22 protein-coding genes are annotated in these 25080 nt (G+C 70.7%); 8 read left to right on the top strand and 14 right to left on the bottom strand.

The features are described from left to right. Positions 1–10: 10 nt before the first annotated feature. Genes ACFYY8_RS13285 through ACFYY8_RS13270 form a run of 4 tightly spaced genes read right to left on the bottom strand, consistent with a single transcriptional unit; the run spans position 11 to position 7536 of the window. Positions 11–697, bottom strand: coding sequence for an ABC transporter ATP-binding protein (locus ACFYY8_RS13285; RefSeq protein ID WP_352015817.1), 687 nt, complete (start codon positions 695–697; stop codon positions 11–13). Beyond that, on the bottom strand, positions 687–1655 hold the full coding sequence (locus ACFYY8_RS13280) for an ABC transporter ATP-binding protein (RefSeq protein WP_390040320.1): 969 nt from the start codon (positions 1653–1655) through the stop codon (positions 687–689). Before ACFYY8_RS13280 ends, ACFYY8_RS13285 begins: the two co-directional genes overlap by 11 nt. A gap of 2 nt (positions 1656–1657) precedes the next feature. Beyond that, positions 1658–4237: a hypothetical protein gene (locus ACFYY8_RS13275; protein WP_390040318.1), complete on the bottom strand. Its 2580-nt coding sequence runs from the start codon at positions 4235–4237 to the stop codon at positions 1658–1660. Beyond that, a complete protein-coding gene (locus tag ACFYY8_RS13270; RefSeq protein WP_390040316.1) occupies positions 4234–7536 on the bottom strand; it encodes an FtsX-like permease family protein in 3303 nt (1100 codons plus the stop codon). The genes ACFYY8_RS13275 and ACFYY8_RS13270 overlap by 4 nt, the downstream gene beginning before the upstream one ends. Before the next feature lie 256 nt (positions 7537–7792). Between ACFYY8_RS13270 and ACFYY8_RS13265 the strand changes: the two genes are divergently transcribed. Together ACFYY8_RS13265 and ACFYY8_RS13260 are read left to right on the top strand one after the other, a co-directional pair. Further along, positions 7793–8287 (top strand): hypothetical protein, encoded by a 495-nt coding sequence (locus ACFYY8_RS13265; RefSeq protein ID WP_390040314.1) that lies wholly within the window; start codon positions 7793–7795, stop codon positions 8285–8287. Between the two features lie 58 nt (positions 8288–8345). After that, complete coding sequence (locus ACFYY8_RS13260) at positions 8346–8849, top strand: hypothetical protein (RefSeq protein WP_390040312.1); 504 nt, start codon at positions 8346–8348, stop codon at positions 8847–8849. A 5-nt stretch (positions 8850–8854) separates the two neighbouring features. On the opposite strand, the gene ACFYY8_RS13255 is transcribed toward ACFYY8_RS13260, so the two are convergent. Continuing rightward, positions 8855–9397: an ATP-binding protein gene (locus ACFYY8_RS13255; RefSeq protein WP_390040310.1), complete on the bottom strand. Its 543-nt coding sequence runs from the start codon at positions 9395–9397 to the stop codon at positions 8855–8857. 259 nt (positions 9398–9656) lie between these two features. Between ACFYY8_RS13255 and ACFYY8_RS13250 the strand changes: the two genes are divergently transcribed. Continuing rightward, positions 9657–12548, top strand: coding sequence for an AAA family ATPase (locus tag ACFYY8_RS13250; RefSeq protein ID WP_390040308.1), 2892 nt, complete (start codon positions 9657–9659; stop codon positions 12546–12548). 514 nt (positions 12549–13062) lie between these two features. On the opposite strand, the gene ACFYY8_RS13245 is transcribed toward ACFYY8_RS13250, so the two are convergent. Then, positions 13063–13260: a hypothetical protein gene (locus ACFYY8_RS13245; RefSeq protein ID WP_390040306.1), complete on the bottom strand. Its 198-nt coding sequence runs from the start codon at positions 13258–13260 to the stop codon at positions 13063–13065. Positions 13261–13438: 178 nt separating this feature from the next. Further along, the gene (locus ACFYY8_RS13240; RefSeq protein WP_390040304.1) at positions 13439–14035 is read right to left on the bottom strand and encodes a TetR/AcrR family transcriptional regulator; all 597 of its coding nucleotides are present in this window, start codon (positions 14033–14035) and stop codon (positions 13439–13441) included. Positions 14036–14109: 74 nt separating this feature from the next. Between ACFYY8_RS13240 and abc-f the strand changes: the two genes are divergently transcribed. Next, positions 14110–15609, top strand: coding sequence for a ribosomal protection-like ABC-F family protein (gene abc-f, locus ACFYY8_RS13235; RefSeq protein ID WP_390040976.1), 1500 nt, complete (start codon positions 14110–14112; stop codon positions 15607–15609). Then, a complete protein-coding gene (locus ACFYY8_RS13230; RefSeq protein WP_390040302.1) occupies positions 15603–16448 on the top strand; it encodes a virginiamycin B lyase in 846 nt (281 codons plus the stop codon). The genes abc-f and ACFYY8_RS13230 overlap by 7 nt, the downstream gene beginning before the upstream one ends. Here the strand turns inward: ACFYY8_RS13230 and ACFYY8_RS13225 are convergent. The 5 genes from ACFYY8_RS13225 to ACFYY8_RS13205 form a co-directional block, all read right to left on the bottom strand. Further along, a complete protein-coding gene (locus ACFYY8_RS13225; RefSeq protein ID WP_390040300.1) occupies positions 16424–17230 on the bottom strand; it encodes a class I SAM-dependent methyltransferase in 807 nt (268 codons plus the stop codon). The two genes, ACFYY8_RS13230 and ACFYY8_RS13225, sit on opposite strands and share 25 nt — an antisense overlap. A gap of 120 nt (positions 17231–17350) precedes the next feature. After that, a complete protein-coding gene (locus ACFYY8_RS13220) occupies positions 17351–17983 on the bottom strand; it encodes an AAA family ATPase (RefSeq protein ID WP_390040298.1) in 633 nt (210 codons plus the stop codon). A gap of 174 nt (positions 17984–18157) precedes the next feature. Beyond that, positions 18158–18535 (bottom strand): VOC family protein, encoded by a 378-nt coding sequence (locus ACFYY8_RS13215; RefSeq protein WP_390040296.1) that lies wholly within the window; start codon positions 18533–18535, stop codon positions 18158–18160. 63 nt (positions 18536–18598) lie between these two features. Further along, complete coding sequence (locus tag ACFYY8_RS13210; RefSeq protein ID WP_390040294.1) at positions 18599–19498, bottom strand: DnaB-like helicase C-terminal domain-containing protein; 900 nt, start codon at positions 19496–19498, stop codon at positions 18599–18601. An 87-nt stretch (positions 19499–19585) separates the two neighbouring features. Then, positions 19586–20164: an RICIN domain-containing protein gene (locus tag ACFYY8_RS13205; protein WP_390040292.1), complete on the bottom strand. Its 579-nt coding sequence runs from the start codon at positions 20162–20164 to the stop codon at positions 19586–19588. Positions 20165–20431: 267 nt separating this feature from the next. On the opposite strand from ACFYY8_RS13205, the gene ACFYY8_RS13200 reads away from it, so the two are divergent. Then, positions 20432–21745 carry a sensor histidine kinase gene (locus ACFYY8_RS13200; RefSeq protein WP_390040290.1) on the top strand — a complete coding sequence of 438 codons (1314 nt, stop codon included), beginning with the start codon at positions 20432–20434 and terminating at the stop codon, positions 21743–21745. 84 nt (positions 21746–21829) lie between these two features. After that, a complete protein-coding gene (locus ACFYY8_RS13195) occupies positions 21830–22339 on the top strand; it encodes a DinB family protein (RefSeq protein ID WP_390040288.1) in 510 nt (169 codons plus the stop codon). 193 nt (positions 22340–22532) lie between these two features. Here the strand turns inward: ACFYY8_RS13195 and ACFYY8_RS13190 are convergent, their stop codons facing one another. Next, entirely contained in the window at positions 22533–24038 is a 1506-nt protein-coding gene (locus tag ACFYY8_RS13190) for an alpha/beta fold hydrolase (RefSeq protein WP_390040286.1), read from the bottom strand. A 173-nt stretch (positions 24039–24211) separates the two neighbouring features. On the opposite strand from ACFYY8_RS13190, the gene ACFYY8_RS13185 reads away from it, so the two are divergent. After that, positions 24212–24619 (top strand): hypothetical protein, encoded by a 408-nt coding sequence (locus ACFYY8_RS13185; protein WP_390040284.1) that lies wholly within the window; start codon positions 24212–24214, stop codon positions 24617–24619. Positions 24620–24645: 26 nt separating this feature from the next. On the opposite strand, the gene ACFYY8_RS13180 is transcribed toward ACFYY8_RS13185, so the two are convergent. After that, a partial coding sequence (locus tag ACFYY8_RS13180) for an FG-GAP repeat domain-containing protein (protein WP_390040282.1) occupies positions 24646–25080 on the bottom strand: 435 nt, incomplete at its 5' end.

The raw sequence follows: 25080 nt of genomic DNA, 5'->3' as shown, positions 1-25080 counted from the left end.
CGTCCCCGGCTCAGGCGGGGGCGAGCACCCCGTCACGGAGTTCGAGGACCCGGTCGGCCAGCGTGATCAGGGCGGGGTCGTGTGTGGCGACCAGCGCCGTGACGCCCTCGCTGCGGACCAGGGCGCGGATCAGCCGCATGATCTGGCGGCCGGTCTGCGAGTCGAGCTGGCCGGTCGGCTCGTCGGCGATCAGCAGCCGGGGACGGTTGGCCAGTGCCCGCGCGACGGCCACCCGCTGCCGCTGGCCTCCGGACAGCTCGTAGGGCCGCTGGTCGGCGTGCTCGGCCAGCCCGACGAGGGAGAGCAGCACCCGCACCCGGTCCTCACGCGCGGCCGTCGGCGTACGGCTGAGCCGCATCGGCACCCCGACGTTCTCGGCCGCCGACAGCACCGGGATCAGCCCGAACGACTGGAAGACGAAGCCGACCACGTCCCTGCGCAGGGCCAGCAGCCCCTCCTCGGGCAGCGCGGTCACCTCGTGCCCGGCGACCGTCACCCGGCCCGCGTCCGGCCGGTCCAGGCCGCCGACCAGGTTGAGCAGAGTCGTCTTGCCCGACCCGGAACGCCCCCTGACCGCGACCAGCTCCCCGGGGGCGGCCTCGAAGGACACCTCACGCAGGGCGACGACCTCCTTGGGGCCGCTCCGGTAGACCCTGCGCAGCCCCTCGACGGCGACCAGCGATTCCTCAGTCCCCATCCTCGTCTCCCTCTCCCGCGGTTTCCCTGCCCGGACCGTCGGCCGCCTCCTCGGGCCAGACACCGATGTGGTCGCTCTCCAGCCGCAGGCGGACCCGGCGTTCCATGTTCAGCTCGCTCGTGAAGTCCCTGGGCAGCTGCAGGCGGCCGACGCGGTCGAGCACGGCGTACTCCTCCGCGACGACCAGCCCGTCCGAGGAGGCGCGGCGGAGCGTCTCACTGCTGGTCCGCCCGTCCCTGATGCCGATGGTCCGGTCCACCTGCCCGGAGACCATGGCGTCGTGGGTGACGATCACCGTGGTGACGCCGAGTTCGCGGTTGGCCCCGCGCAGCGCGGCGAACACCGCCTCCGAGCTCTCGCTGTCCAGCTCGCCGGTCGGCTCGTCGGCCAGGACGACCTGCGGGGAGTTGGCCAGGGCGACCGCGATGGCCACCCGCTGCTGTTCGCCGCCGGACATCTCCGCCGGCCTGCGTTTGGCGCAGTACCCGACGCCCAGCAGGTCGAGCAGCTCCGTGGCCCGGTCGCGCCGCCGCCTGCCCGCCAGGCGCGTCGGCAGTTCGACGTTCTCCGCGGCGCTCAGGTAGGGCAGGAGGTTGCGGGCGGTCTGCTGCCAGATGAAGCCGACCACCTGGCGCCGGTACCTCAGCCGGTCGCGCGCCGTCATCGCCAGCAGGTCGACCCCGGCGACCCTGGCCACCCCGGCGGTCGGCACGTCGAGCCCGGACAGCACGTTGAGCAGCGTGGACTTGCCCGAACCCGATGCTCCGACGATCGCGACCAGCTCACCCTTCTCGATCAGCAGGTCGAGACCCTGCAGGGCGACCACCTCGACGCCCTCGGTCTTGTAGATGCGCACCAGGTTGTCGCACAGGATGTGCGCGCCCTCCCCGAAGGCGGGGCCGTGCCGTACGGCCTCGGCCTCAAGCTCCGCCAGCGAGGTGTCCGCCAGTCCGCTCACCGTCACTCTCCCTTTCTCAGGCGCGGGGCGACCGCGCGCCCGAGCGTCGCGTACGCGAAGGCCCCGAGGACGGCCGCCGCCGCCAGGCCCGCGGTCAACAGGACCGGTGTGGTCAGGTCGGCGGGATAGACCTCCACCGCGAGACCCCCGGTGTAGGCCCGCAGATCGATCCCCGGCCCCAGTACGGCGGGCAGCGCGAGACCGAGCAGCATCCCGGCCAGCGCGGTCAGCACGATCATCGGGGAGATCTCAAGCACGGTCAGACGGCGGGCCTGGGCCGTCGACAGTCCCAGGGCCCGCAGGTGGGACAGGGTGCCGGTGCGGTCCGCGCCGCCGGTCACCAGGGCGACGAGCACCGCGGCCAGCGCGTAGCCGACCAGGGCGATCGTGACGACGGTGAAGGCCCGTTCGATCGTCGCGGTGAACGGCGCTCCCGCGATGCCGGCGAGGACGTCGTCGAGGCTCGCCACCTGCACGTCCGGCATGCCGGCCGCGGCCCTCAGCTGCTTGGCGTCCATGCCGGCGCCGTCGATGAACACCGTGTTGACCGGGGAACCGTCCGGCGGGGCCACGACCAGGGGGCCGCCGCCGTACACGCGGGACAGGCCGGTGACGACGCCGCCGGGGGTCAGCGCGCGCGAGGTCTTGCCGAGCAGCTCGATCGGCCCCCGGCCTGCGAGGTCGGGCGAGACCAGCACCGGCGCGTCCGGCAGGACCAGGGGGCTGCCGGACAGCAGTGCCCGGTAGGCGCGCGTGTCGACGCCGAGCACGATGACCTGCTGCATGTCGGGTTTGACCATGGCGGTGCTCCGCGTCGCGGGGACGACGTTCCTGACCCCGGGGACCTGTCTGATCTTCTCGACCGCCTCCGGGGTGAGGGGCAGGGCGCTGTCCAGCCGGGCGCGGGCGCCGACCTGCTGCCATCCCGAGGTCTGCTGCGTCGTGGCCAGCCCGCCGGAGATCACGACGCCGAACACCGCGACCGCCAGCGCGGGCAGCAGGATCAGCACCGACAGCGTGGCGGCGGGCCTGGCCCTGGCCGCGAGGGTCAGGCCGAGGAACGGCACCGCGGGCCGCAGCCTGGCGGCCAGCCGTACGGCCAGGCGCAACGGGTAGGGGTAGCAGCGCAGCACGACCAGCGCGACGGCCACGGTCAGCCCGGCGGGCACCAGGATCAGGAAGGGGTCGGAGCCCCGTTCGCCCGTCTGGGTGGTGAGCCCGCGCTGACGCAGCAGGTAGGTCCCGGCGAGGGCGAGCACGACGACCGCCACCTCGGCGGTGATCCGCCGGGGCGAGGGGCGGGAGGTCGCGACGTCGTCACGCCGGTCGGCGCGCGGCCACCGGTGGCCCAGGGCCTGCCCGGCGGCCAGCAGCGCGGTGACGGCCACGACGACGAGCGGGCCGAGGTGCACGAAGAGGGTGAGCGGTCCGGGCAGCGCGTAGGACAGGGCGTAGCCCACCACCCCGGCGGGCACCGCGACCGCCGCGACCGTCGCGGCGGTCGTCGCGGCGATCCCGGGCAGGGAGGCGCCCCTGGCCCGGATGAGGACCAGGCTGTGGCGCATGCGTTCGGCCAGCAGCCGTACGGCCAGCGCGATCACGCCGAGCGAAACGGTGAGCAGGCCCCCGATGACGAACAGCAGCAGCGACTCCGCGACGCGCATCCGGCTCAGGTGTTCGTCGAGCAGCGAGTCGAGCCCGGTGTCGAGGGAGCCGGGTGAGGTGCCGTCGAGCACGACCGGGACGGCCCCCCGGAAGGCGCGTACCGCCTCGGTGAGTTCGGGCGCCCGCAGGGTCGTGACCGCGGGGCCGTTGACGCCGATCACCCACTGGTAGGTGACGTTGGTGTACATCGCGCCCAGCTCGGGCAGGGCGGTTTCCGCGACCAGCCCGGTGGCGTACCAGTCGTCGGCGTCGGCCCCGGGCTTGCGGATCTTCATGACCTGGCGGAAGGCCTCGTTGTGCCGCCAGTAGCCGCTGTCCGGCTCGATCGGCTCGAACAGCCCGGTGACCTTGGCGGACAGCTTCTGCAGGCCGCCGAGCCGCACGGTCGAGCCGACGGGCATCTTCATGTCCTCGGCCGCCTTCTTCTCCAGCGCCACCTCGAACAGCGGTCCGCCGTCCAGCCGCTTCGGCGTCCCCGGTGGACGGCCTTCGACATAGCGGACATATCGCTCGGTGCCGGAGATCCAGCCCAGGTTCAGGTACTGGTAGTAACGCACCTGGTCGTCCACGGCGAGCGCGGGGTTCTCGCTCTTGCGCACCACGTAGTGGCTGCTCCCGGCACCCGGCGCCGTCACGGCCTGGCGGAGTCCGGGAGGCAGCTCCGCCCTGAACCTCCGGTCCGCGTCCAGCAGCACGTCCGGGGTAAGCGGCTCCTGCGGGGGGCTGTTGCGCCTGCTGACCACCGTCAGGTCCGTACGGTTCGGCTCGCCCTTGGCGATGGCGTCACGCAGTGCCTCGTCGTAGGCGGTCTGGGTGACCTTGGGCACGGCCGCGACCAGCAGGCAGGCGCTGAGCACCAGCAGGCCGAGCACGGCGGCGACGCCCCGGTTGACTCGTACCTGTGTCCAGGGGTTCATCGGTCCTCCCCGATCCGCAGGGCGCCGCCCATGCCCCGGTGCCGCAGCGCACGGGCCAGTACGGCGACGATCGCGAACAGCAGCACGGCGACCGTGACCAGCAGCCCCAGCGTGGCCGGCCACGGAATGTCCAGCAGCACCCTCGGGGTCACGGCCGTGGCCTGGCCCGTCAGCACGATGTACGGCACGACCAGCGACGCGACGACCACGGCGACCCCGGTCCCTGCCGCCAGGGACAGGCCGATCAGGAAGGCCTGTTCGACCGCGAGCATCGTGAACACCTGCCGGAAGCCGACGCCGAGGGCGCCCAGGATGGCGAACTCGGACGTTCGTTCCCTGGCCGCGACGGCGGCGTTGACGACGAAGCCGAGGACGGCGAAGGAGAGCGCGGCCAGGAAGCCGAGCGTCAGCGCCCCTCTGAGCCCGCCGGCGAGCGGGTCGTCCCTGAGGCCGTCGGCCAGCGAGGACAGGTCGACCACGGTCGTCTCCCAGCCGGGGTGGCGGCTGAGTTCGGCGGCCGCCCCGGTGGTCTCGGCCCCGCCCGTGCTCAGCCACCACTCGGTCGGCATGCGCGGGTTGTGATGGCCGAGCATGTCCCACGCCTGCATGGTCTGCCAGTCGAGCAGTACGGCGGGCACACCGGGCGTCGTCCCCGGCAGCCCTTCCACGATCCCGGCGACCTTGATCACGGTGGTGCGCCGGTCGAGGGTGACCTTGGCCGTCGCGCCCGTGGTCAGGTGGAGTTTGGCGGCCAGGTCGGCGGTGAGGACGATCGGCAGCGGGCCGAGATGGTCGCCCTGCGGGGTTCCCTCGCTGAAGAACACCGCCTCTTCCCGCACCTCCTTCGCCACGGGGACGACCGTGACCCGCTGCGGAGCGAGCGCGTCGAACGGTTCGCGGCGCGGCGGGGCCTCGAACGAGGCGGTGAACAGCCCCTCCCCGGTCTCGAAGCCACGTTCCCTGGCGGTCGTGGCCGAGACCCCGTGGGCCAGCCGCGTCCCCTCCGGCACGGTGATCTGGGCGCCGTCCCCCGTCCTGACGCCGAGCACGGCCGCCTCGAAGCCGGCCCCCTCGATCGGCAACGGCACGTCGACGACGATCGCGGCGACGGTCAGCGGGTAGGTCAGCCGCCCGCTCCGTCCACGCAGCGGCGTCAGGTCGAGTGCCGTCTCTCGCTCCCCGAGGCCGGGGAAGAAGCGGACGGGATACCTCGTGCCCGCGCCGTCGACGACCGTCAGCATCAGCCCCGCGTTGGCGTAGTCCTCGGTCTTCGCGGGGTCCTGGACGGTGAGGCGGGTCCGCACGAGCAGCCGTTCCGGGCGTCCGGGGATCGCCAGGCCGGGCAGCTCAGGGCGTGCCGCGGTGAGTCCGCCGGCGAGCGCGCCGATCGTCTCGTTCGACAGGTCGGGGCGGAGCTTGAGCATGCCGGGCAGCTCGCTCCCGTTGACGGCCAGCAGCGTCGTCTCCTCACCCGCCAGTTCGCCGCCGCTCTGGTAGACCGGGCTGAGCGAGGTCACGCCGGGCAGCGACGCGTAGGCCGCCGCCCTGCCGAGCGGTCCCAGTTCGGCGTTCTCCGGCGGCGCGGCCACCCGCAGGTCGGCCCCGGCCTGGTGCCTGGCCTGGTCCTCCTGGGAGCCGCGCCAGGTGGCGGTGGTCGCCATGCTGACCACACCGATCGCGATGGCCATGGTCAGCAGCAGCGCGGGCCCCGAGTAGCGTCCCGGACGGCGGCTGACCTGCCAGGCGCCGAGCGCGGGCGCCAGGTCGACGCGGCGGGCGGCGAGCCGTTCCGCGACCTTGGAGACGGGCGGCACGACGCGCAGCCCGATCACGCCACCGCAGAGCAGGGCGACGGCGGGACCGGCCACGATCAGCGGGTCGATGCCCAGTTCGCCTCCGGCGGTCGCGGTGACCGGGGCGCCGTAGTGCTGCAGTTGCCACACCGCGAGCGCCGCGACGACGAGCAGCACCACGTCCGCGCCCGCCCGCTGGAGCGGGCCGTACCGCTGGCCGCGTCCACGCGCCGTCTGCTCGGCCACATAGGTGCGGCGGGAGCCGCTGAGCGCGGGCAGCGTCATCAGTACGGCGCAGCCGAGCGCCACCGCGACCGAGACCACGTAGGCGGTGAGGTAGCCGGACGGCCCGACATCGACCGCGACCGAAGCGCCCGACGCCCCCGCCCAGGGGATGGCGTTGACCGCCCTGAGCAGCGGCAGGGCCAGCGGTGGGGCGAGCGCGGCGCACGGCAGCGCGACCAGCAGCGCCTCCCCCGCCGCGAGCAGCGCCAGCCGTACGGCACCGCCGCCCCGGGAGCGCAGCAGCGCGGTCTCCGTGCGCCGGTGGTCGGCCAGCAGCCGGGCCGTCAGCGTCAGCGCGTAGGCGGCCAGCAGCAGCAGTTGCAGCACCGGCACGAGCATGGTCGAGCGGGCGACCAGGGTCGCGGTCGCGAGCTGGTTCAGCCGCTCCGGCAGCCGGGTGGCGAGCGTGCAGCCCTCACAACCCGGCCTTCGCTTGAGCACCCCCTGCATGGCGCCGACCTCGGCGGCCAGGGAACGCAACCCCTCCCTCGGCAGGGAGCGCAGGTCGGGAACGGCCAGCCAGGAGACCGAGGTGCCCGCGGCGAACCGGTCGAGGAACGCCTCCTCGGGCACCATGAGCGGTCCGTGGGTGACGTAGCCCCCGATCTCGATGCCCCGGGTGAGCAACGGCTGCCCCATCCAGCGGCCCGAGTGGGAGTCCTTCAGTTCGAAGACGCCGACGATCTTGACGCGGACCTTCGACTTGTCGAGTCGTCCCTCGACCGTGAAGGAGTCCCCGACGGCCATTCCGGTGTCCCGCGCGACGACGCCGGTGATCGCGGCCTCGACGACCTCGGTCCCGGTCTTCGGCCAGGCGCCCTTGACGAGACGGGCGTGCTCGGCGAGACCCTGCTGGGTGCCGAACCTCAGCAGCTCCGGCTTGGACCTGCGCTCCTGGCCGGGCATGGCGTAGGAGTCCGACTGGCCGTGCGCCGTCACCACGACGGGCAGGCCCGCGTAGGTCTCGGCGAACTGCGCGCGCAGGGCCTTGTCCGTCGCCTCGAAGGTGCCCTCGTGCACCGGCGCGTTGACCACGGAGCCGGAGACCTCGATGGGAACGGTCTCCAGCGTACGGCGGACACCCGCGTCGACCACCGAGGTGGCGTAGACGCTCAGCCCGACCAGTGTGGTCGTGGCGAGCAGGATCGCCCCGAAAGCCGCGAACAACAGCAGTGGTTCACTGAGCGCGCGGCGCACGACCAGTGCCGTAGGCCTCGGCATGGCACCGCCTCCCCGAGCAGCGATTACATCCGTTGCCGCCACATTCCGGGTAAACGGCGCCCCGGAACAAGTTCGGACGCCGCACAGTGATGGAGCTGGTATTTCGGGGCAATGTCAGCGTGATATCGATCTCATGACATTAGGCTTTTCCCGCCATATATTCGCAGCTCAGCGGGCCATTTCGGAACGTCAAACATTGCCCTTCAGCACCGGTTACCCCCCGAAAGGGCACGTAACCGGACAGTAGGATTCGGGCGTGGGACACCATATCTGCGCTCTCGTCGTGGCCGGGCGGATCGACGCCGACCGAGCCCGTTCGGTGGGACTGCGCGCCGAACTCGTGCGCGACGGCGTCAGCGTCCTCCCGATCGACCACTACTTCTCGGCCTACTGGGCCGCCACCCGGGGCGGTGACACACGGCTCGACCTGCCCGACGGCCTCCCCGCGACCTTCCCCGGCGAGACGGTGCTGTGCGACCTCGTCCGCGAGGTGACCGGCGCCGAGGAACCACGGTTCGCGATCATCCAGACCGACTACTTCGCCGGCTTCGGCGACCAGTGGGCCGCCGCGTTCGCCGGTGAGCGGCGGCTGACGACCGACCGGGCGTCGATCAACGACGCCCTCGCCCTCCTCGGCGTCCAGGCGTCACCCCCGATGGACGAGTTCGACACGATCGGCCTCGGCGACTACCGGAGCAACCCCGACCACCTGGACCACTACGCCGACCTCTGCGACGAACTCGGCGTCTGAACGACGGCGCGCGTTCTCCGGAACGGGGCCGAGCACGAAGCCGACGGAAAGGAACGAGATGATTCCGACAGCACGCCGAGCCGCCGTTGTCGGCATCGCCGTCGTACTGACGGCGACAGGTTGCGACTCCGGTCCGGACAATCATGTGACGCCCTCCGCCTTCACACGGGACATGGCGGAATCGGTGTTCCATGAAACCGTCGCCGGGGTCGAGAAAAGCGGGGTGACGGACTTCTGCGCCCGGTTCGCGCGTAGCGACCAGACGTGCGACACCCTTCTGAAGGACGCCCTGAGGCGTTGCCTGTTACCCGGGAACAGGCCGGTCGTGAAGCGGGCCGTCCATCTTCCCGCGGCGGACGGATACGGCGAGGCCTGGCAGCTGAAGGTTCACGGCCGAACACTCGACGGCCAGGACTACCGCTCGGAATTCCTCGTCGTCCGGACCGGAGACGGCACACCGAAGGCGGAACTCGGAATTTACTGGACGGGCCAGGGCCAGGGCAGGGACATGAACAATCCTCCGCAGGACACGCTTGTTCCGCGGAGCGCATGCCCGAAATGAAATGGTCAGCCCGCCAGGGTGTTGCTCGGGGAGTGGGCGGTGCCGACCCTGAACCACACGGCTCCGCCCATGTCGCCGCAGTGTGAGCCCCAGTCGGCCGACAGCAGGTCCACCAGGAACAACCCCCGGCCGCCGAGGCCGTCCGCCGTTGCCTCCCGTACGGCGGGGCCACCCGTCGCCGATCCGGCGTCGAGCACCTCGACGTGGACCATGCCGTTGCCCACGCCGACACGCACCGTCACCAGCCCCTCCTCGTGACGTGCCGAGTCGGAGTGCACGACGGCGTTGGTGACCACCTCGCTCAGCAGCAGCAACACGTCGTCGAGAAGGTCGGAGGACGCGCCGTCGAAGTCCTCGAGCAGCTCACGCACCCACGCACGGGCGTCGGGAACCGAGGAGGGCGTGGCCGCGAACGCGCGCAGGCCGACCGGGCGGACCGTACCCCACCGGGCGTCCCAGCTCGCGTCCCAGCGCGCCGCCCAGCACCTGGCCCAGCAGGTCGCCCACCGCCCCGGGGTCCTCTCCCGGCACTCACCCTCAAGAAACACGCACGGACGAGATTGCCGATGCGCCGTCATGGACATTTCGCGTCCTCATCGTCTCCTCGTCATACCCCCCGTCCGAACGTCAGGGGATGCCCAACAGCCGTACCGAAGCACCATCTCCCTGGGGCCAACACAACGCAATCCGTAGGAACCTCCGTAGAGCTACGTAATCCACCGAAAAACTGGTGTTCACAACCACTATGAGTTCACTTACGCTTTCACTCCACGTGGTGCTGCACGGCGATGCGGACAGGGGCATGCGATGGCCACGGCTCCAAGGCACGAGGCGTACGGTCCGGCGCGAACGGCGTCACCCGTCCTCGTGGGACGTGAGACCGAGCTGGAGTCACTGACCGCGACGCTCTCCGAACAGCCCGCGGTGGCCATGATCGAGGGCGAGGCCGGAGTCGGCAAGAGCAGGCTGCTGAGAGAGCTGCTCGGCCGTCCCCCGCTGCGGAACCTGCGCATCATGCTCGGCCGCTGCCAGTCACTGCGGGAGCCGTTCCTCTACGGCGCGGTCATCGAGGCGCTCGGCGGCCTCGCCCACCCGCCCGTCCCGCCCTCCCTGGCCCGCAACCGGCTCAACCCGGTCACCGGCGTGCTGCGCGCGCTGCTGCCCGAACTGTCGGCCTACCTGCCCGAGGCGCCGGAGCCGACCGGCGACCCGCGATCGGAACGCCACCGGCTGTTCCGCGCCGTCCGGGAACTGCTCTCCGGCGTCGGGCCCGCGCTGCTCGTCGTCGAGGACCTCCAGTGGGCCGACGACGGCTCACGGCACCTGCTCCGCTTCCTGATGGCCGACCTGCCGCGCAACCTGTCGATCGTGGTCACCTACCGGCGCGAGGACGTGCCCGGCGGGGTGCCGCTGGGCAGCGCCTACCGTCCCCCGCCCGGCGCGGCGAGCGTCCTGGTGAACCTGCGCCCGCTCGACCGCGCCCAGGTGCGCGTCCTGGCCGCCGCCCTCCTCGGCAGGAACATCTCCACCCGGTTCGCCGGAAAACTGTACGAACGCACGGCCGGCATCCCCTTCGTCGTCGAGGAGACCCTGCTCGCCCTGCGCGACTCGGCCGAGGGAGGCCGGGCGACCCGGCAACTGCTGGAGAACGTCGAGGTCCCGGTGCTGCTGCGGGAGGCCATGGCCGAACGCCTCACCGGCATGCCCCTGCCGGCCGTACGGCTCGCGCAGGCGGCGGCCGTACTGGAGACGCCCGTCGACGTGGGGTTGCTGAGCGAGGTCGCCGGGCTGACCGAACGGCGCTGCCACGAGGCCCTGGCCTCCGCGCTCGGCAACGGCGTGCTGTACGAGATCGACGAGCGCTCCTACGGCTACCGCCACTCGCTGGCCAGGCAGGCCGTCTACGACACGCTGCCCGGCTACGACAGGCAGCGGCTGCACGCCCGCGCGCTGCGGGCGCTCGAACACCGCGTCCCCAGGCCCGTGGTGCGGATGGCCGAACACAGCCACCACGCCGGGGACGCCGCGCTCGCGCTGCGCTACGGCGAGCGGGCCGCCGACCTGGCCGCGCAGGTCGGCGACGTCTCGGCGGCCACCGGCCTGCTCCAGCGCCTGCTGGGATACCCGGGGCTGCCCGCCCGTGACGTCGACCGGCTGGCGGTCAAACTCGGCCAGGTCGCGCACACCGGCCTCGACCAGTACGACCCGGTGGCCACCCTGGAGCGGCTGCTGAGCGACCCCCGGCTCTCGACCGCCGCCAGGGGCGAGGTGCGGCTCTTCCTCGGCATGCTCCTGGTGCGGCAGATCGGCGGTCTCGAAGCGGGGCGTGCCGTGATCGAGACGGCCCTCGACGAGCTCGGCGAACGCCCCCACCTGCTCGCCAGAGGGGTCTCCGTCCTGGCGCAGCCCTTCTACGGCACGGCTCCGGTGTCACAGGTCCTGCTGTGGCGGGAACGGCTGCGCGAGCTGATCAAGGCCTCCGAGGGCGAGGTTCGCCTGTCCCTGCTGGCCAACCACCTGTCGTCGCTGATACAGACCGGCGACCCGAGCGTCCTGCGGGAGTTGGCGTTCCTGTCGCCCCCCGCGCCGCTGACCACCGGCGAACAGCGGCACCTCGCCCGGGTGCACTGCAACATGGCCGACGCCTGCACCTGCGTCGGCCACCACGACCAGGCCAGGACCCTGCTTGAGACGGGTCTGCGGCTGGCCATCGACTCCGGGGCGCCGTTCGTCGTCAGCACCGCCCGCGCCTCCCAGGCCAGGCTCTCCTGGTTCCTCGGCGAGTGGAACGGCCTGGCCGAACGCGCGACCGACCTGCTCGACGAGTACCACGACCTGTTCCCCGTCGCCAGCGAACTCTCCCTCGTCCTCGGCTCACTGGCGATCGTCCGCGGCGACTGGGAGGAGGCGGAGGAACGCCTGGCCGTGACCGGCGTCGCCGCCCCGCACGACGCCATCACCCCGATCGCCATCGGCGGCTTCGCCGGTCTGGCCAGGCTCAGGCTCGCCCAGGGGCAGAACGCGCTCGCCCTGGCCGAGATCGAACGCGGCCTGGCCGTCGCCCGCGCGAAGGGCGTCTGGTCCTGGACCGGGGAACTCGTCCCCGTCGCGGTCGCCGTACTCGTCGAGGTCGGCAGGACGGACGACGCCAGGCAGCTCACCCGGGAACTGGAACGCAACATCAAGGGCAAGGACACCCCGATGGCCGCCGCCGCCCTGGAGATGGCCGGGGCCTGGCTGGCCCGTGCCTCCGGCGACCCGGCCCTGGCCCTCGACGGTTACGAACGGGCCAGGGACCTCTACCGCGCGCTGCCCGCGCCGTACTACGCGGCGCTGGCCGCCGAACAGGCCGCGCTGTGCCGGATGGACCGGGGCGGGGCCGAGGCGGCGCGGGCGACCGAGGAGCTGTCCGCACTCGCCGACGGCTTCGCCGCCATGGGCGCGCCCCGCGACGCCGACCGGTGCAGGTACCGCCTGCGCAGCCACGGGACGGTCAAGCCGTCCAAGCGGGGCCGCCGGGGGTACGGCGACGTGCTGTCCCCCCGCGAACAGGACGTGGCCAGACTGCTGGCGAAGGGCCGGACCAACCGCGAGATCGCCCAGGCGCTGTTCCTGTCTCCCCGTACGGTCGAACAGCACGTCGCCAGAACCCTCAAGAAACTCGGCAAACAATCCAGAACCGACCTGCTCGACGACTGACCCTTCCTCGCTGGGACCGTGGGGCCGGAGGCCCGGGGATCGTAGGTCGTGGGGCGTGAGCCGTGGGGCCGTGTGGCGTGGGGCGCGGGCACTGGATCGTGGGATCCGTAGGGTCCGTGGGGCCTGTGGGTACGGCGGGCAAAAACCACGTACCCCTACGGATGCCGTCCCGGATTGTTCGGCGCCCGCCGTCGGCACAGAGTTGTCCATGACGCCCTCCCACCTCGTGGAGTACGGAAAGGACTGCGGTGCCTCCCGGGACGGGCAACGGCGTCCCCCGTCTCAGCGGGGTCTCCTCGGTCGGTGGGAGGGCGGAAACGGCATCTTCCCCCACCCGCCACACGAGGTTCGGGAGCCAGGGATCGGCAGTGCTGTTGGGAGCCGCCGGGTAAGGGCATCCCTGGATGCGAGTGGCCCCCGGGGCTCGGGAAACCCGGGGGCCTGGCGCACGTCTCTCCCAGGAAGCGCGAAAGACTCACCCGAACCGCTCTTCTCTGCCGAGGCAGGATCGCCACTATGCGGGATAGCCGAAATATACGGTGACCGAGTATTCGTTCCCGTCCTCACAGCCGATCTCGGTGTGCAGAATCAAGTCGTGAACCTCCACCTCACCCAGCTCTTCGATTGATTCCGCCACCTTGCGCAACAGACCGGGAACGTTGTCCCCCGCCTGCGAAAAGTGGTGCATGGTCCAGTTGCCGTGTTCAGGCATGATCTCCACTCTCACGAATTCCGGCACGCGGACGTGGCAAACGGAGTGCTCATCCTGCACGAACGCGCGACGGAATGCGGCACCCGCCCGTGCGAGGGCGGCGAAGAGCTGATGCCGCCGAAGCCGTACCCGGATCGGCCGTCGCCGGCGGCGGGTCGTTCGCGCTCCATGGTCAGGTCTACGGCTGGAGTGCTGGGATGACGCCCGCGCGGGCGGCGGCGGCAGCGGCGTCGGCCGCGCGTACCGCGTCGTGTTCGGTGACCGGCTCGTGGGTGACGAACAGCCGGTAGTAGATCGGGGCGACGGCCATCCTGATCACGTCGGCGCCGTCCGTGTCCGCCGGCACCTCGCCCCGTTCGACGGCTCGCCGTACCACCTCGGCCGCCTGCTCGTGGCGGGCCGTGAAGAAGTCGTGCAGGGATCGTGCGGCGTCGCCGTTCTGCACGGCGGCCGTCACGAACGCGGCGGAGATCGGGCCGGCGACGGGGTCGGCGAACCCGCTCTGCACCAGCCGGACGATCTCCCGCAGATCCTCCTGGAAGGAGCCGGTGTCGGGCATCGGCCACGGCTCCTCACGCGCGAGCTCCAGCGCGTCCGCGATCAGTCCCTCAACACTCCCCCAGCGGCGGTACACGGTCGTCTTGTGGACACCCGAGCGGATCGCCACGTTCTCCACCGTCAGTCCGCCGTAGCCACGTTCGGCCAGTTCGGCGAGGGTCGCCTGCCGTACGGCGTCGCGCACGCGAGCGCTGCGACCACCGGGACGCTGCTCCAAAGTCTACTCCAGTTGCATTAAGTGCCTTGACCCTGCTAGCTTAAAGCAACACGAGTTGCGATTGGAGTTCTTCACTGACCACACAGCTCTCCCTCAAGGGAGTCTCGAAGTCGTACGGCGAACGCCGGGTCCTCAACCAGGTCACCCTCAGCGTCCGCCCCGGCGAACGCGCGGGGATCGTGGGCGAGAACGGTTCCGGCAAGTCCACGCTGCTCCGGATCATCGCCGGGGCGGAGACACCGGACGACGGCGAGGTGACGGTTTCGGCAGCAGGTGGTGTCGGTTATCTGAGCCAGACCCTCGGCCTGCCAGGCGACCACACCGTCCAACAGACGATCGACGCCGCCCTGGCCGAGCTGCGCGCGCTCGAACGCGGCATCCAGGAGGCCGCCGAGGCGCAGGACATGGACAGGTACGGCGAGCTGCTCACCGCGTTCGAGGCCAGAGACGGCTACGAGGCCGACGCCAGGGTGGACAAGGCGACGCACGGGCTGGGTCTGTCACGGATCGAGCGCTCACGCGTGCTGTCGAGCCTGTCCGGCGGCGAGCAGGCACGGCTGGGCCTGGCCTGCGTGCTGGCGGCCTCGCCGGAGATCCTGCTGCTCGACGAGCCGACCAACCACCTCGACGAGGCGGCGGTGACCTGGCTTGAGGACCGGCTGCGCGAGCACAGGGGCACGGTGGTGACGGTCTCACACGACCGGACCTTCCTGGACCGGGTGGCGACGGCGATCCTCGAAGTCGAGGACGGCACGACGACCAGGTTCGGCGGCGGCTACAGCGGGTTTCTCGCCGAGAAGGCGGCGGCCAGGCTGCGCCGGGAACAGGCCCACGCCGACTGGCGGGAGGAGATCCGGCAGGTCAAGGAGTTCGCCGCGACCACCGCGCACCGCGTCGCCGTCGGCCGGGCCATGAAGGACAACAACAAGATGGCCTACGACCGCAACGCCGGGCGCGTGCAGAGCTCGGTGGCCTCACGCGTACGGCAGGCCCAGGAGCGCCTGCGCCGTCTGGAGGAGAACCCGGTCCCACGCCCGCCCAGGCCGCTGCGCTTCCACGGCACGTTCGCGCCCGCCGGTACGCGCACGGGCACGCTCGTGCGACTCGACCGGTTGCGGATCGCGGCGGGCGACCGGCTGCTTATCCACGGGCCCAACGGCGCGGGCAAGTCGACGCTGCTCGCCGCGATCGCGGCAGAGGCCGGCGCGCGGACCGGCTACCTCCCGCAGGAGGTGACGTTCGACCCGGACAGGACGGTCATCGAGACCTACGGCGGGGAGGAGGAGGCGCTGCTGGCGACCGGCCTGTTCCCTCCGGAGGCGCTCGAACTCAAGGTCGGCGCCCTGTCGGTGGGACAGCGGCGACGGCTGGCGCTCGCCGTACTGCTGGCGGGCGAACACGACCTGCTGCTGCTCGACGAGCCCACCAACCACCTCTCGCTCACTCTGGTCGAGGAGCTCGAAGAGGCGCTCGACGGCTACGGCGGCGCGCTCGTGGTGGTCACGCACGACCGGGCGCTGCGGCGCCGTTTCACCGGCACGGAGATCGAACTCTCAGGGGGCGACATATGTTGATCAACGGTTCACCTTACGGCGTCGTCACCGGTTCCGACGGCGCGCTGTGGTTCACGCTCGTCCACCAGGGACAGATCGGGCGGGTCGTGCCGGGCGAGGAACCCACGATCTTCCAGCTCGATCCCGCCGACGGTCAGCCCACGGTGATCACCCCGGGGCACGACGGGGCGCTGTGGTACACGGAGTTCGTCGGCGGCCGGATCGGGCGGATCACCCTGGACGGCACCGTCACCGCCTTCGACGTGGAGTCGCCGTACGGCATCGCCGCGGGCCCCGACGGGGCCATGTGGTTCACCCAGCTCCAGGGCGACCGGATCGGACGTATCACCACGTCGGGCGACATCACCCTCCACCGGCTGCCGACCGAGGGCGCGATGCCGTCGGCGATCACCGCGGGACCCGACGGCGCTCTCTGGTTCACCCTCAACCAGGGCGACGCGATCGGCCGCGTCACCGTCGACGGCGAGGTGACGCGGTACGCGCTGCCCACACCGGGCGCCGCCCCGGTGGGCATCTGCGCCGGACCGGACGAGGCGCTGTGGTTCGTGGAGATCGGCGCGGGCCAGGTGGGCAGGATCGACACCTCCGGCGCGATCAGCGAGTTCCCGCTGCCCGACCGAGCCGCCAGGCCGCACGCCATCGTGACCGGCCGGGACGGCGCCCTCTGGTTCACCGAGTGGGGCACGGGCAGACTGGGCCGCGTCACCACCGAGGGCCGGATCGAGGAGTATCCCCTGGAGGGCGCCGAACCCCACGGGCTCACGGTCGGGCCCGACGGCGAGATCTGGGTCGCGATGGAGTCCGGAGCCCTGGTTCAGCCCAGCCTCACGGCCTCATAACACTGAGTGGTCCAGTCGACGGTCACCAGGTCGTCGAAATCCCGGTGAATCATCGTGGTTATGCTCCCGAGCAGGGACTCACCTCTCTCCGGCCCGAGCGTCTGGAAATAGGACGTCGAACGCAGATAGGCGCCGAATTCCGCGGCCCTGAGAGTCTCCTGCCACGGAAAAAGGACACTGCCGAGATATTCGAACCCGGGGTGCGCGTCCAGTTCGTCGCCCGGCCAGGTCTCCGGATCCTGGATCGTCTCGGCCTCGGCCCCGGTGATCGGCTCAGCGGGCCGATCGAGGTCGGACAGCCCGAAGTCGTCGTAGATCGCGCGGATCGCGGCGACGACCTCCTCCTGCCTGAGCGGGCCGCAGTTCCAGACCAGCCCCAGGAACCCGCCGGGCCGCAACAGGGCGGCGGCCCGGTCCATCCGGGTCTCCGGGTCGGTCCAGTGCCAGGCCTGCGCACTGACCAGCCCGTCGTACGGCCCGGCCGCCGCGAACGACTCGAAGGTCGCCACCTCGACCCCGACCTGTCCCCCGGCGCGGCTCGGCAGGATGGCCGCCATCCGGGGGTCGGGCTCGACGGCCGTCACCGTGAGCCCCTGGTCGACGAGCCCCATCGTGGCCTTCCCCGTGCCCGCCCCGATTTCGAGCACCTTCGGCCCGGGGAGCCTTCCCGCGATGTACTCGAAAAGCTCGTCCGGATAGTCCGGCCGGGCGTCGTCGTAAATCCGGGCGACACCCCCGAATGACAGAGCGTGCCGTTCCGTGTACGCCTTATCGTCCTCCATGAAAATCATTCTATTTTCCGAAGGCGATTTTCAGCCCCCCGGGAGGATTTTTCCACCTGCCACATCGGCGCACCGATAAGGCCACGAATTCGTCTCGTCCACGGAAACACCCGGGAACGCTCAGTCGAAACGAATGTGCCTGAGGCCCGTCACCGCTCGGCGGGCGCGTCCCCGTAGTCGGCCGTCGGTGTTCGGGGCGAGCTTCAGTCCGGTCGAGGAGGCGATCCGGTCGGCGACCTGGGCGACGGTGATGTGGTCGGTCCAGATGTGCTCGGCGAACTCCTCACCGCGCAGCCGCTCCAGGCACCGGTCGAGCTTGGCCACGGCGAAACTCTCCCGCCCCAGGGCGACCTTGCTCCCCGCGAAGAACCGCACGACCTGGCCGAAGCCGCGCTCACGCAACCGTCGCAACACGGTCGCCCGGTCGGCCAGCAACGCGAAGTGCCGTACGTCATGGCCGTTCTCCCGCAACCGGCCGACGATCTCCCTGAAGTACTCCGGCTCCACGACCGTCATCGGCACGATCACCGGCCCGTCGTGCTTGCCGAGGACCAGCTCAAGCATCTCGTGAACGCCGTGCCGCCAGGCGGGCAGATCCTGGAAGTCGCCCCGCAACTCCGGCGGCAGCATCCGGTGCAGACCGAACCCGACATGCTCCGGATCACAGATCACACTGCCCGGCAACCGCCGCCGAAGCTCATGAGCCGTCTGCGTCTTCCCGCCCCCAAAAGGCCCGTTAACCCAAACCAACATCCCCCGACCCTACGACCCCATCCCCACATGCGCGGGGAGCACGACAACACATTGCGGGGCGAGTGAAATAGGGCAGGACCATCCCCGCGCGGGGATGGTCCCCACTCCTCATTAGTACTTGGCCGCGTGCTGCCGTGCTCCCCGCGCACGCAGGGATAGTCCATCGGCGTAGTGCTAGCCGTCACCCCTGAGCAGGCAGAACGGGTGACCCGCCGGGTCTGCGAGGATCCTCCAGCCTCGGGGGTCGGCGTGGAGCAGTGTGGCGCCGAGGCTGAGGACCTCGTTCTGGGCCTGGTCGAGGTCGGGGACGTCGACGTCCAGGTGGAACTGTTGCGGGTGCGCGCTGTCGGGCCATCGGGGCGGCCGGTAGTCCTCCACCCGCTGGAACGCGAGCACAAGACCGGAGCCGGTGTGAAGGGTCGAGAAGTCGTCGTCGACCGCCCACCGAGGATCAGGCCGATTGACCACGCCACCCAGGAGCGACCGGTAGAACCGTGCGAGTTCCAGAACGTCCGGGCAGTCCAGAACCACGCACTGCAGCCTGCCGATCATCGAAAACCCCTTCGCCGACAACCCGAAGGCGCGCGGTCGTCCGTCCCACCGCGAGCCGAAACATCAGCCGTGCTGAGATACGTCCACATCATGTGGCATGTCGACGAAGCGACCGTAGTGCCCCTGGAAGGCCACGGTGATCAAGGCCGTGGGGCCGTTGCGGTCCTTGGCCACGATCAGGTCGGCCTCCCCCGCGCGGGAGGATTCACGCTCGGCGGCGTCGTCGCGGTGCACCAGGACGACAAGGTCGGCGGTGCGGGCGATGGGGGCGCACAGGTCGGTGTACATGTCCGGCGGCCGGTTGGAACCCGCCTCGGACGGGAGGTCGAGGTCGGTGGAGACGATGATGGGGACCTCCAGCCGTACGGCGAGCGCCTTGAGGGTCTGGACGGTTTCGGCGACCTCCTGCTCGTGAGTGCCACCACGCGCGTCGGGGCGGATGTGCCGCAGGCCGTCGATGGCGACCAGGCGGACCCCGGGCTCGTCGGTGCAGGCATGGGTGATGCGGGCGCTCAACTCGCCCAGGGTCCAGTCGGCGGGAGTGGCCAGGAACAGCGGGGCTTCGGCGATGCGGGGTGTCACCTGGGCGAGCTTGGCGCGGTCGATGTCGTGCGGGGTGCCGCAGCGCATCGCGTGCCGGCTGACGCGGGCCTCGGCCGAAGCGATGCGGGTGAGCAGGTCACGCCGGGAGGACTCGTAGCTGACCAGCAGAGTAGGAGTGTCGTCGGTGAGGGCGGCGCCTCGGCAGAAGGCGAGCAGCAGGGTCGTGCTTCCCACGCCGGGACGGGAGGCCACGACGGACAGGGTGCCGGGACTCAGGGAGACGAGAAGGGCGTCAAGGTCGGTGATGCCCGTGAGGACACGGCCGGAAGGCCGACTCCGAACGGCGTCGAGGTGCTCTAGAAGACCGTGGAACTCCTCGCGAACCGGGGCGGGGGTGGGGTCGTAAGGCATGGCGGTCATCTTGTCAGCCGGCACCGACACCCACCGGCCGCCGCGCGAGGATTTGTCACCGGTTCCACAGCGCGGCGGCCGGTCATGACAGGTGGCTCAGAGGAGCTTCCACTCCTGGTAGGGCAGGTCGTTTGAGCAGTCCTGCTGGACCACGAGGACGCCGTCGGTGAGGTTGCCTCGCGGGACCGTCAGGCACTTGCCGCTGTGGCGGGCGACCAGGCTGAAGTAGCCGTTGGGCCGCTGGACGAGCTTCCACTGCTGCTGGGTCGTGCGGTGGTTGGTGTCGCAGGCCTGCTGGATGACGGACGCCTGGTCAGTGGTGGCCCCGCCCTGGACCTCCAGGCACTTGCCGCTGTGCTGGGCACGGATCGTGTAGTAGTTGTCCGCGACGAACCCGTCCGCGAGGTCGCTGTTGTAGGCGGCGACGAGGTTCCACGTCTGGTTGTCGGGGGCGTCGTAGCAGTGCCACTGCTGTACGGGCTGCCCGGCGGCCTGGTTCGCGCCGGGGACGTCCAGGCACTTGCCGCTGTGGTTGACCATCAGCTTCGCCCTGAACAACGGGGCGGGGACCGAGGTCGCCGCCGACGCGGCGGGGGCGACGGCCGGCATCGCCCCGCTGACTGCCAGGGCGCACAGACCGGCGGCGATTCGTACGGTGGAGATCGTTGCCTTCATCGTGATTTTTCCTTTTCGACCGATTCGGGAAGATCACTCAAGCATTTCCAACACCGTATGTAATGAATCAAACACGTAGAGCTTTGTCCATCGTTGATTTTCGCGCTCAGACTTCACGCCCAGACCTCACGTCCAGGCCCCATCTCCAAGCCCCATGAAGGTCATCAGGGCGCGGAAGCCGTACCGGCCGGTGACCTTTCGACCATGAGCTCACCCCGGAAGGGCATTTGACCTGGTGTTTGTGGTGGTCCTGGCACAGTCGGACACATGGCGCGCGCTCACTCCATCAGAGCCCGGATGACGATCACGACGGTGGTCGCGTTCGGCCTGGTCATCCTGGGTGGAGCGGCGACGATCTCGGTCACCTACCCGGCGCGGGTGCGGGCCCAGCTCACCGACCAGGCCGCCGCCGCCAGCCGCCACCTCACCACCATGATCGACGACCGGCGGTTCCCCGGGCCGATCCCACCGCAGGGCGATGTCCGGCTCCTGCAGATCGTGGACGACCAGGGCCGCGTCCTGGTCTCCTCCCGCAGGTTGGAGGGCCGTCCGCCGCTGACTCAGGCCAGGCCGGCCGGAGGCGATTCACGGGTCGACGACCGGGTGTGCCAGGCGGGGCGTTGCATGGTGATCGTGGGCACCAGCAACCGCGCCACCGTGTACGGCCCGGTCGTGGCCTACGCCGCCATGGAAGAGCCGTTCATGGTGAACTCGCCTCTCCTGCCCGCCCTCCTGTTCGGCTCGTCCGCGCTGCTTCTGGCCCTGATGGGATGGGGCGCCTGGTACGGCGTCGGCCGCGTCCTGGCACCCGTCGAACGGATCAGACGGGCCCTGGAGCGATTCAGCGCCGAAGACCTCAGCGGACGTGTCGAGGTTCCGTCCACCGGAGACGAGGTGGCCGAACTGGCCGCCACGGCCAACGAGACGCTGAACCGGCTGGAGAACGCCGTCGAACGGCAGCGCCGCTTCGTCTCCGACGCCTCCCACGAGCTGCGCAACCCGATCAGTGGCCTGATGGTGCGTCTGGAGGCGGGGATGGAGGAGCGTACCGAGGCCGACTGGCGGGCGGCCCTGGACGACGTGCAGCGGCTGGCCGACATCGTGCAGGACCTGCTGCTCATGGCCCGGCTCGACGCGGGGGCACCCGTCTCGCAGGAACGCGTCGACCTGGGGCGACTGGTCGAGGACGAGAGCGGGCGGCGGCCCTGCCGGCTCTCACTGACGCTGGACGTCGAGCCCGGCGTGTACGTGCAGGGCAACCGGCTGCGGCTGGCCCGCCTGTTCACCAACCTGCTGTCCAACGCCGACCGGTACGGCGACTCGATGGTGCGGGTCTCGGTACGGGGCCACGGCGACGAGGCCGTCCTGGAGGTCGTGGACGACGGTCCGGGGATTCCACCGGAGATGAGGGAGCGGGTGTTCGAACGGTTCACCCGGCTTGACCGCACCCGCTCACGCGACGCCGGAGGGACCGGACTCGGGCTGCCCATCGCCCGGGACATCGCCCGCGACCACGGCGGCGACCTCGGCGTCGGAGACGGCCCGCAGACACGGATGGTCCTGCGCCTCCCCCGGGCCTGACGATCGATCGACGCTTCGGACCGTCGATCGATCGACGTCCGCTTCGGCCGTACGGTCTGCCTGTCCGGCGGTTAGGTTCCGGGCATGAGCCTTTACGAGCGACGGCCTCCCCTCGTCGCGGATGAACGGACCCAGCTGGTCGGGTGGCTGGACCTGCAGCGGGTGCTGGTGCGCCACAAGCTGGAGGGGCTGCGGGCCGAGGACGAGCACCGTGCCGTGCTGCCGGAGTCTCCGCTGATGACACCGGCCGGGCTGGTCTCGCACATGCGGTGGACCGAGCACTGCTGGTTCAACGTGATCTTCCTCGGTGAGCCCGAGGAGACGAACCCGCAGTTCCGGAAGGATCTGCCGTTCAACGCCGACATGATGGCCGACGGCGTACCGCTGGCCCGGCTGCTGGACGAGTTCGAGGCACAGTACGCGCGTTCGAACGAGATCACCGCGGCCCACTCGTTGGACGACGTCGGCGGGCAGCCGGACCACGCCCCGACCCTGCGGTGGATCCTGATCCACATGGTCGAGGAGACCGCCCGCCACGTCGGCCACCTGGACGCGATGCGCGAACTCCTCGACGGACGGAAGGGGTACTACTAGCACCTCATCGACCGTCTCGAACGGGGCGATCCAGGTCAGTTCGCCCAGGTGTCCCGGCATCGGCAACCTGTTCCGGCAGCGGAGCCCCTGTGGTGAGGATGTCTCGGAGTGACAGACCTCTTCTACAGCGACTCCGCTGTTTTGTTCACCGGCCCTGACGAACCGCCCTCTCCCTAACTGAACGGCGTTGGAGCTATGGGGTGACGGGTTCGACTTTGAGGGGTGGGATCAGAGCGGCGCATGCCGTGGAACCGGGGTCGTCGGTGCGGATGAACCGAGAGACAAGGCCCGTGACGCAGCCGCTGCGTTCGAAGTCCACCAGATGGCCGAGGTTGGGCAGCACGACCTGGCGGGCGCGGGTGAATGATCGGGCGACCTGCGCCGCCTGCGCGGCGGGTGTGTTGGCGTCCAGGTCGCCGGAGAGCAGCAGCACCGGTACGTCCGGCGCGGTGCCCGACGGCCTGTACGGGCGTACGCCCTTCACCTTCGGCCACCGCAGGCAGAAGTCACCGAAGCCATAGCGGGCCGAACCGGTTGCTTCGGGGCTGAAGGGCCCGGTCAGGCCGGGTGCCGTGCGCGCCAGCGCTCTGCCGTACTGTCGTGCGCGTTGCGTCAACGGTGCGCCGGGCCGCCACAGCACGGGGAAGTCGTTGCAGCCCATGGCGGCGGCCGTCGATTCGTTGATGTCGCCGCCACGCCTGGGCCACAGGCGCTGGACCAAGGCGGTGAGCCGTCCGTAGTCCCCGCGCACGGCGTCGTGCAGCATGGCGGGAAAGCGGCCCATCACTCCGATGACGGCGGGGTTTCCGCGGCTGCTGCTGGCGGCGTTCTGCAGGGCCAGGCCGGCCAGCATTCCCTCGGTGAAGGTCACCGTACGGCTGGCACCGCCACCGGGATCGGGCACGACGAGCGTGACCGGACGTGCGCGGAGGCGGGTGGCGAACGTCCGCAGATCGGCGACGGCGGTGTCGGCGTCACACGCTCCGGCGCTGCGTTCGCAGACGGCGCGCAGCATGCCGGGGAAGGCTCGGGCGCCTGGTCCCTGGAGCGGGTCGGCGTCGACCGGTAGAACTCCTGATAGAACGATGGACGCGACGCGGCTGGGGTGGCGGCGGGCGTAGACCTGCATGAGGTAGGTGCCGTAGGACTGCCCGATGAGATGGAGGCGTTCGACGCCGATGCGCGCGCGGACGGCGTCGATGTCGTCACTGACGGCGGTGGCGGTGTAGCCGCGGCTTCGAGGGCCGAGTACGGCACCGCAGCGCGCGACGGCGCTTTGGACCGCGGCCCGTCCGGCCAGGGTGTCGAGGGTGAGGCCGCAGTCCAGGGCGCCGGAGGCGTTCGTGCCCCGCGGATCGACCAGGAGGAGGTCGTGGTCGGCGAGAAGCGGTCCGAGCAGGTCGGTGTAGAAGCCGCTGAGGGGGATGGGCGCGTTACCGGGCCCGCCGGGGTTGACGGCGATGGTGCCGGCGGCCGGGGCCGAGCCGGCGGACCGGCGGATGAGGGCGTAGGCGACGTCGACGGTACCGAGCGCCGGGTCGGCTTGGACGAGCGGACGGCTGACGGTGTCGCATTCGACCTGGTGACCGGGGACCGTGGGACACCAGGCCGGAGTGGCCGAGACGGCGTGGGCGGGTAGTGCGGGAAGCATGGCCAGCCCTGCGATGGCGGTGGCAAGCCAGCGGTGTGCGTGCAACATGGTCCTGACGCTAGAAGTCCCGATCACGGCGCGACATGGACCAACGGATGATCTCCTCCCCCGCCGCACGGCGGAGGGAGATGACCCCCGGTTCGAGGGTGGTGCCAGCATCACCCTCAAGTGGGAACGCAGCACCATCGTTCGCCGGGGCCGCGAGTTCCTACCTTTGAGGCATGAAGAAGATCCTCGGAGTCACCACCCTGCTGGCCGCCGCCGCGATCGCCGGGGGCGCGGTACTGATCCACAGCAACAGCCGCGAGCCGATCGTGCCCGCTTCGGAGACCACCCGCGGCACGTACAGACTGACCGGAGACGAGTTGGAGGTCGACTCCAGCGGCCCGGTGACGATCACCGTGGTCACCGGGCCGGCGGGCGAGGTCGTGGTCGACCGCAGGCTGCGCTGGACCGGCCCCAAGCGCCACACCGAGTCGTGGAGCGAGCACCGCATGGCCATCGGCTACGAGTGCGGGGGCGGCGACTGCGGCGCCGACTACCGGCTGAGCGTGCCCGGCGGTACCCGGGTCAGGTTCGGCGGCGTGAAGGTCAGCTGCCCGCCCGAGATCGCATGCGAGAAGGCTTAAACGATCACACGCTTCCGCAACGAGCTTCAGCTGCCGCTGTTCCAGGACGCGGCGATGTCAGACTTCCCATCGTTGTTGAAGTCCCCCGCCACCCACGCCGTGGAATCAGCCCAGCCACCCACATGCGTGGCCCAGTGCCTGCGCGTGAAACTCGAACCGGTCGACTGACTCACCGTGATCGTGTTCGTGCCACCGTCATTCCAGATGGCCGCGATATCAGTCCTCCGGTCACCGTTGAAGTCCCCGGCGACCCACTTCTGGCTGGGCGCGTCAATCCAGCCACCATCACGATTGCTCCACTGAGTCCACCCCGGGAACCGCGAACCATCCGAGAGGTAAACCGCGGTGGACAGCGCGCCACCGTCGTTCCAGGACGCGGCGATGTCAGACTTCCCATCGTTGTTGAAGTCCCCCGCCACCCACGCCGTGGAATCAGCCCAGCCACCCACATGCGTGGCCCA

It is taken from the genome of Streptosporangium sp. NPDC001559, assembly GCF_042893955.1.
In the GTDB taxonomy this organism is placed as follows: domain Bacteria; phylum Actinomycetota; class Actinomycetes; order Streptosporangiales; family Streptosporangiaceae; genus Streptosporangium.
This window is presented reverse-complemented; position numbering and strand designations above follow the sequence as displayed.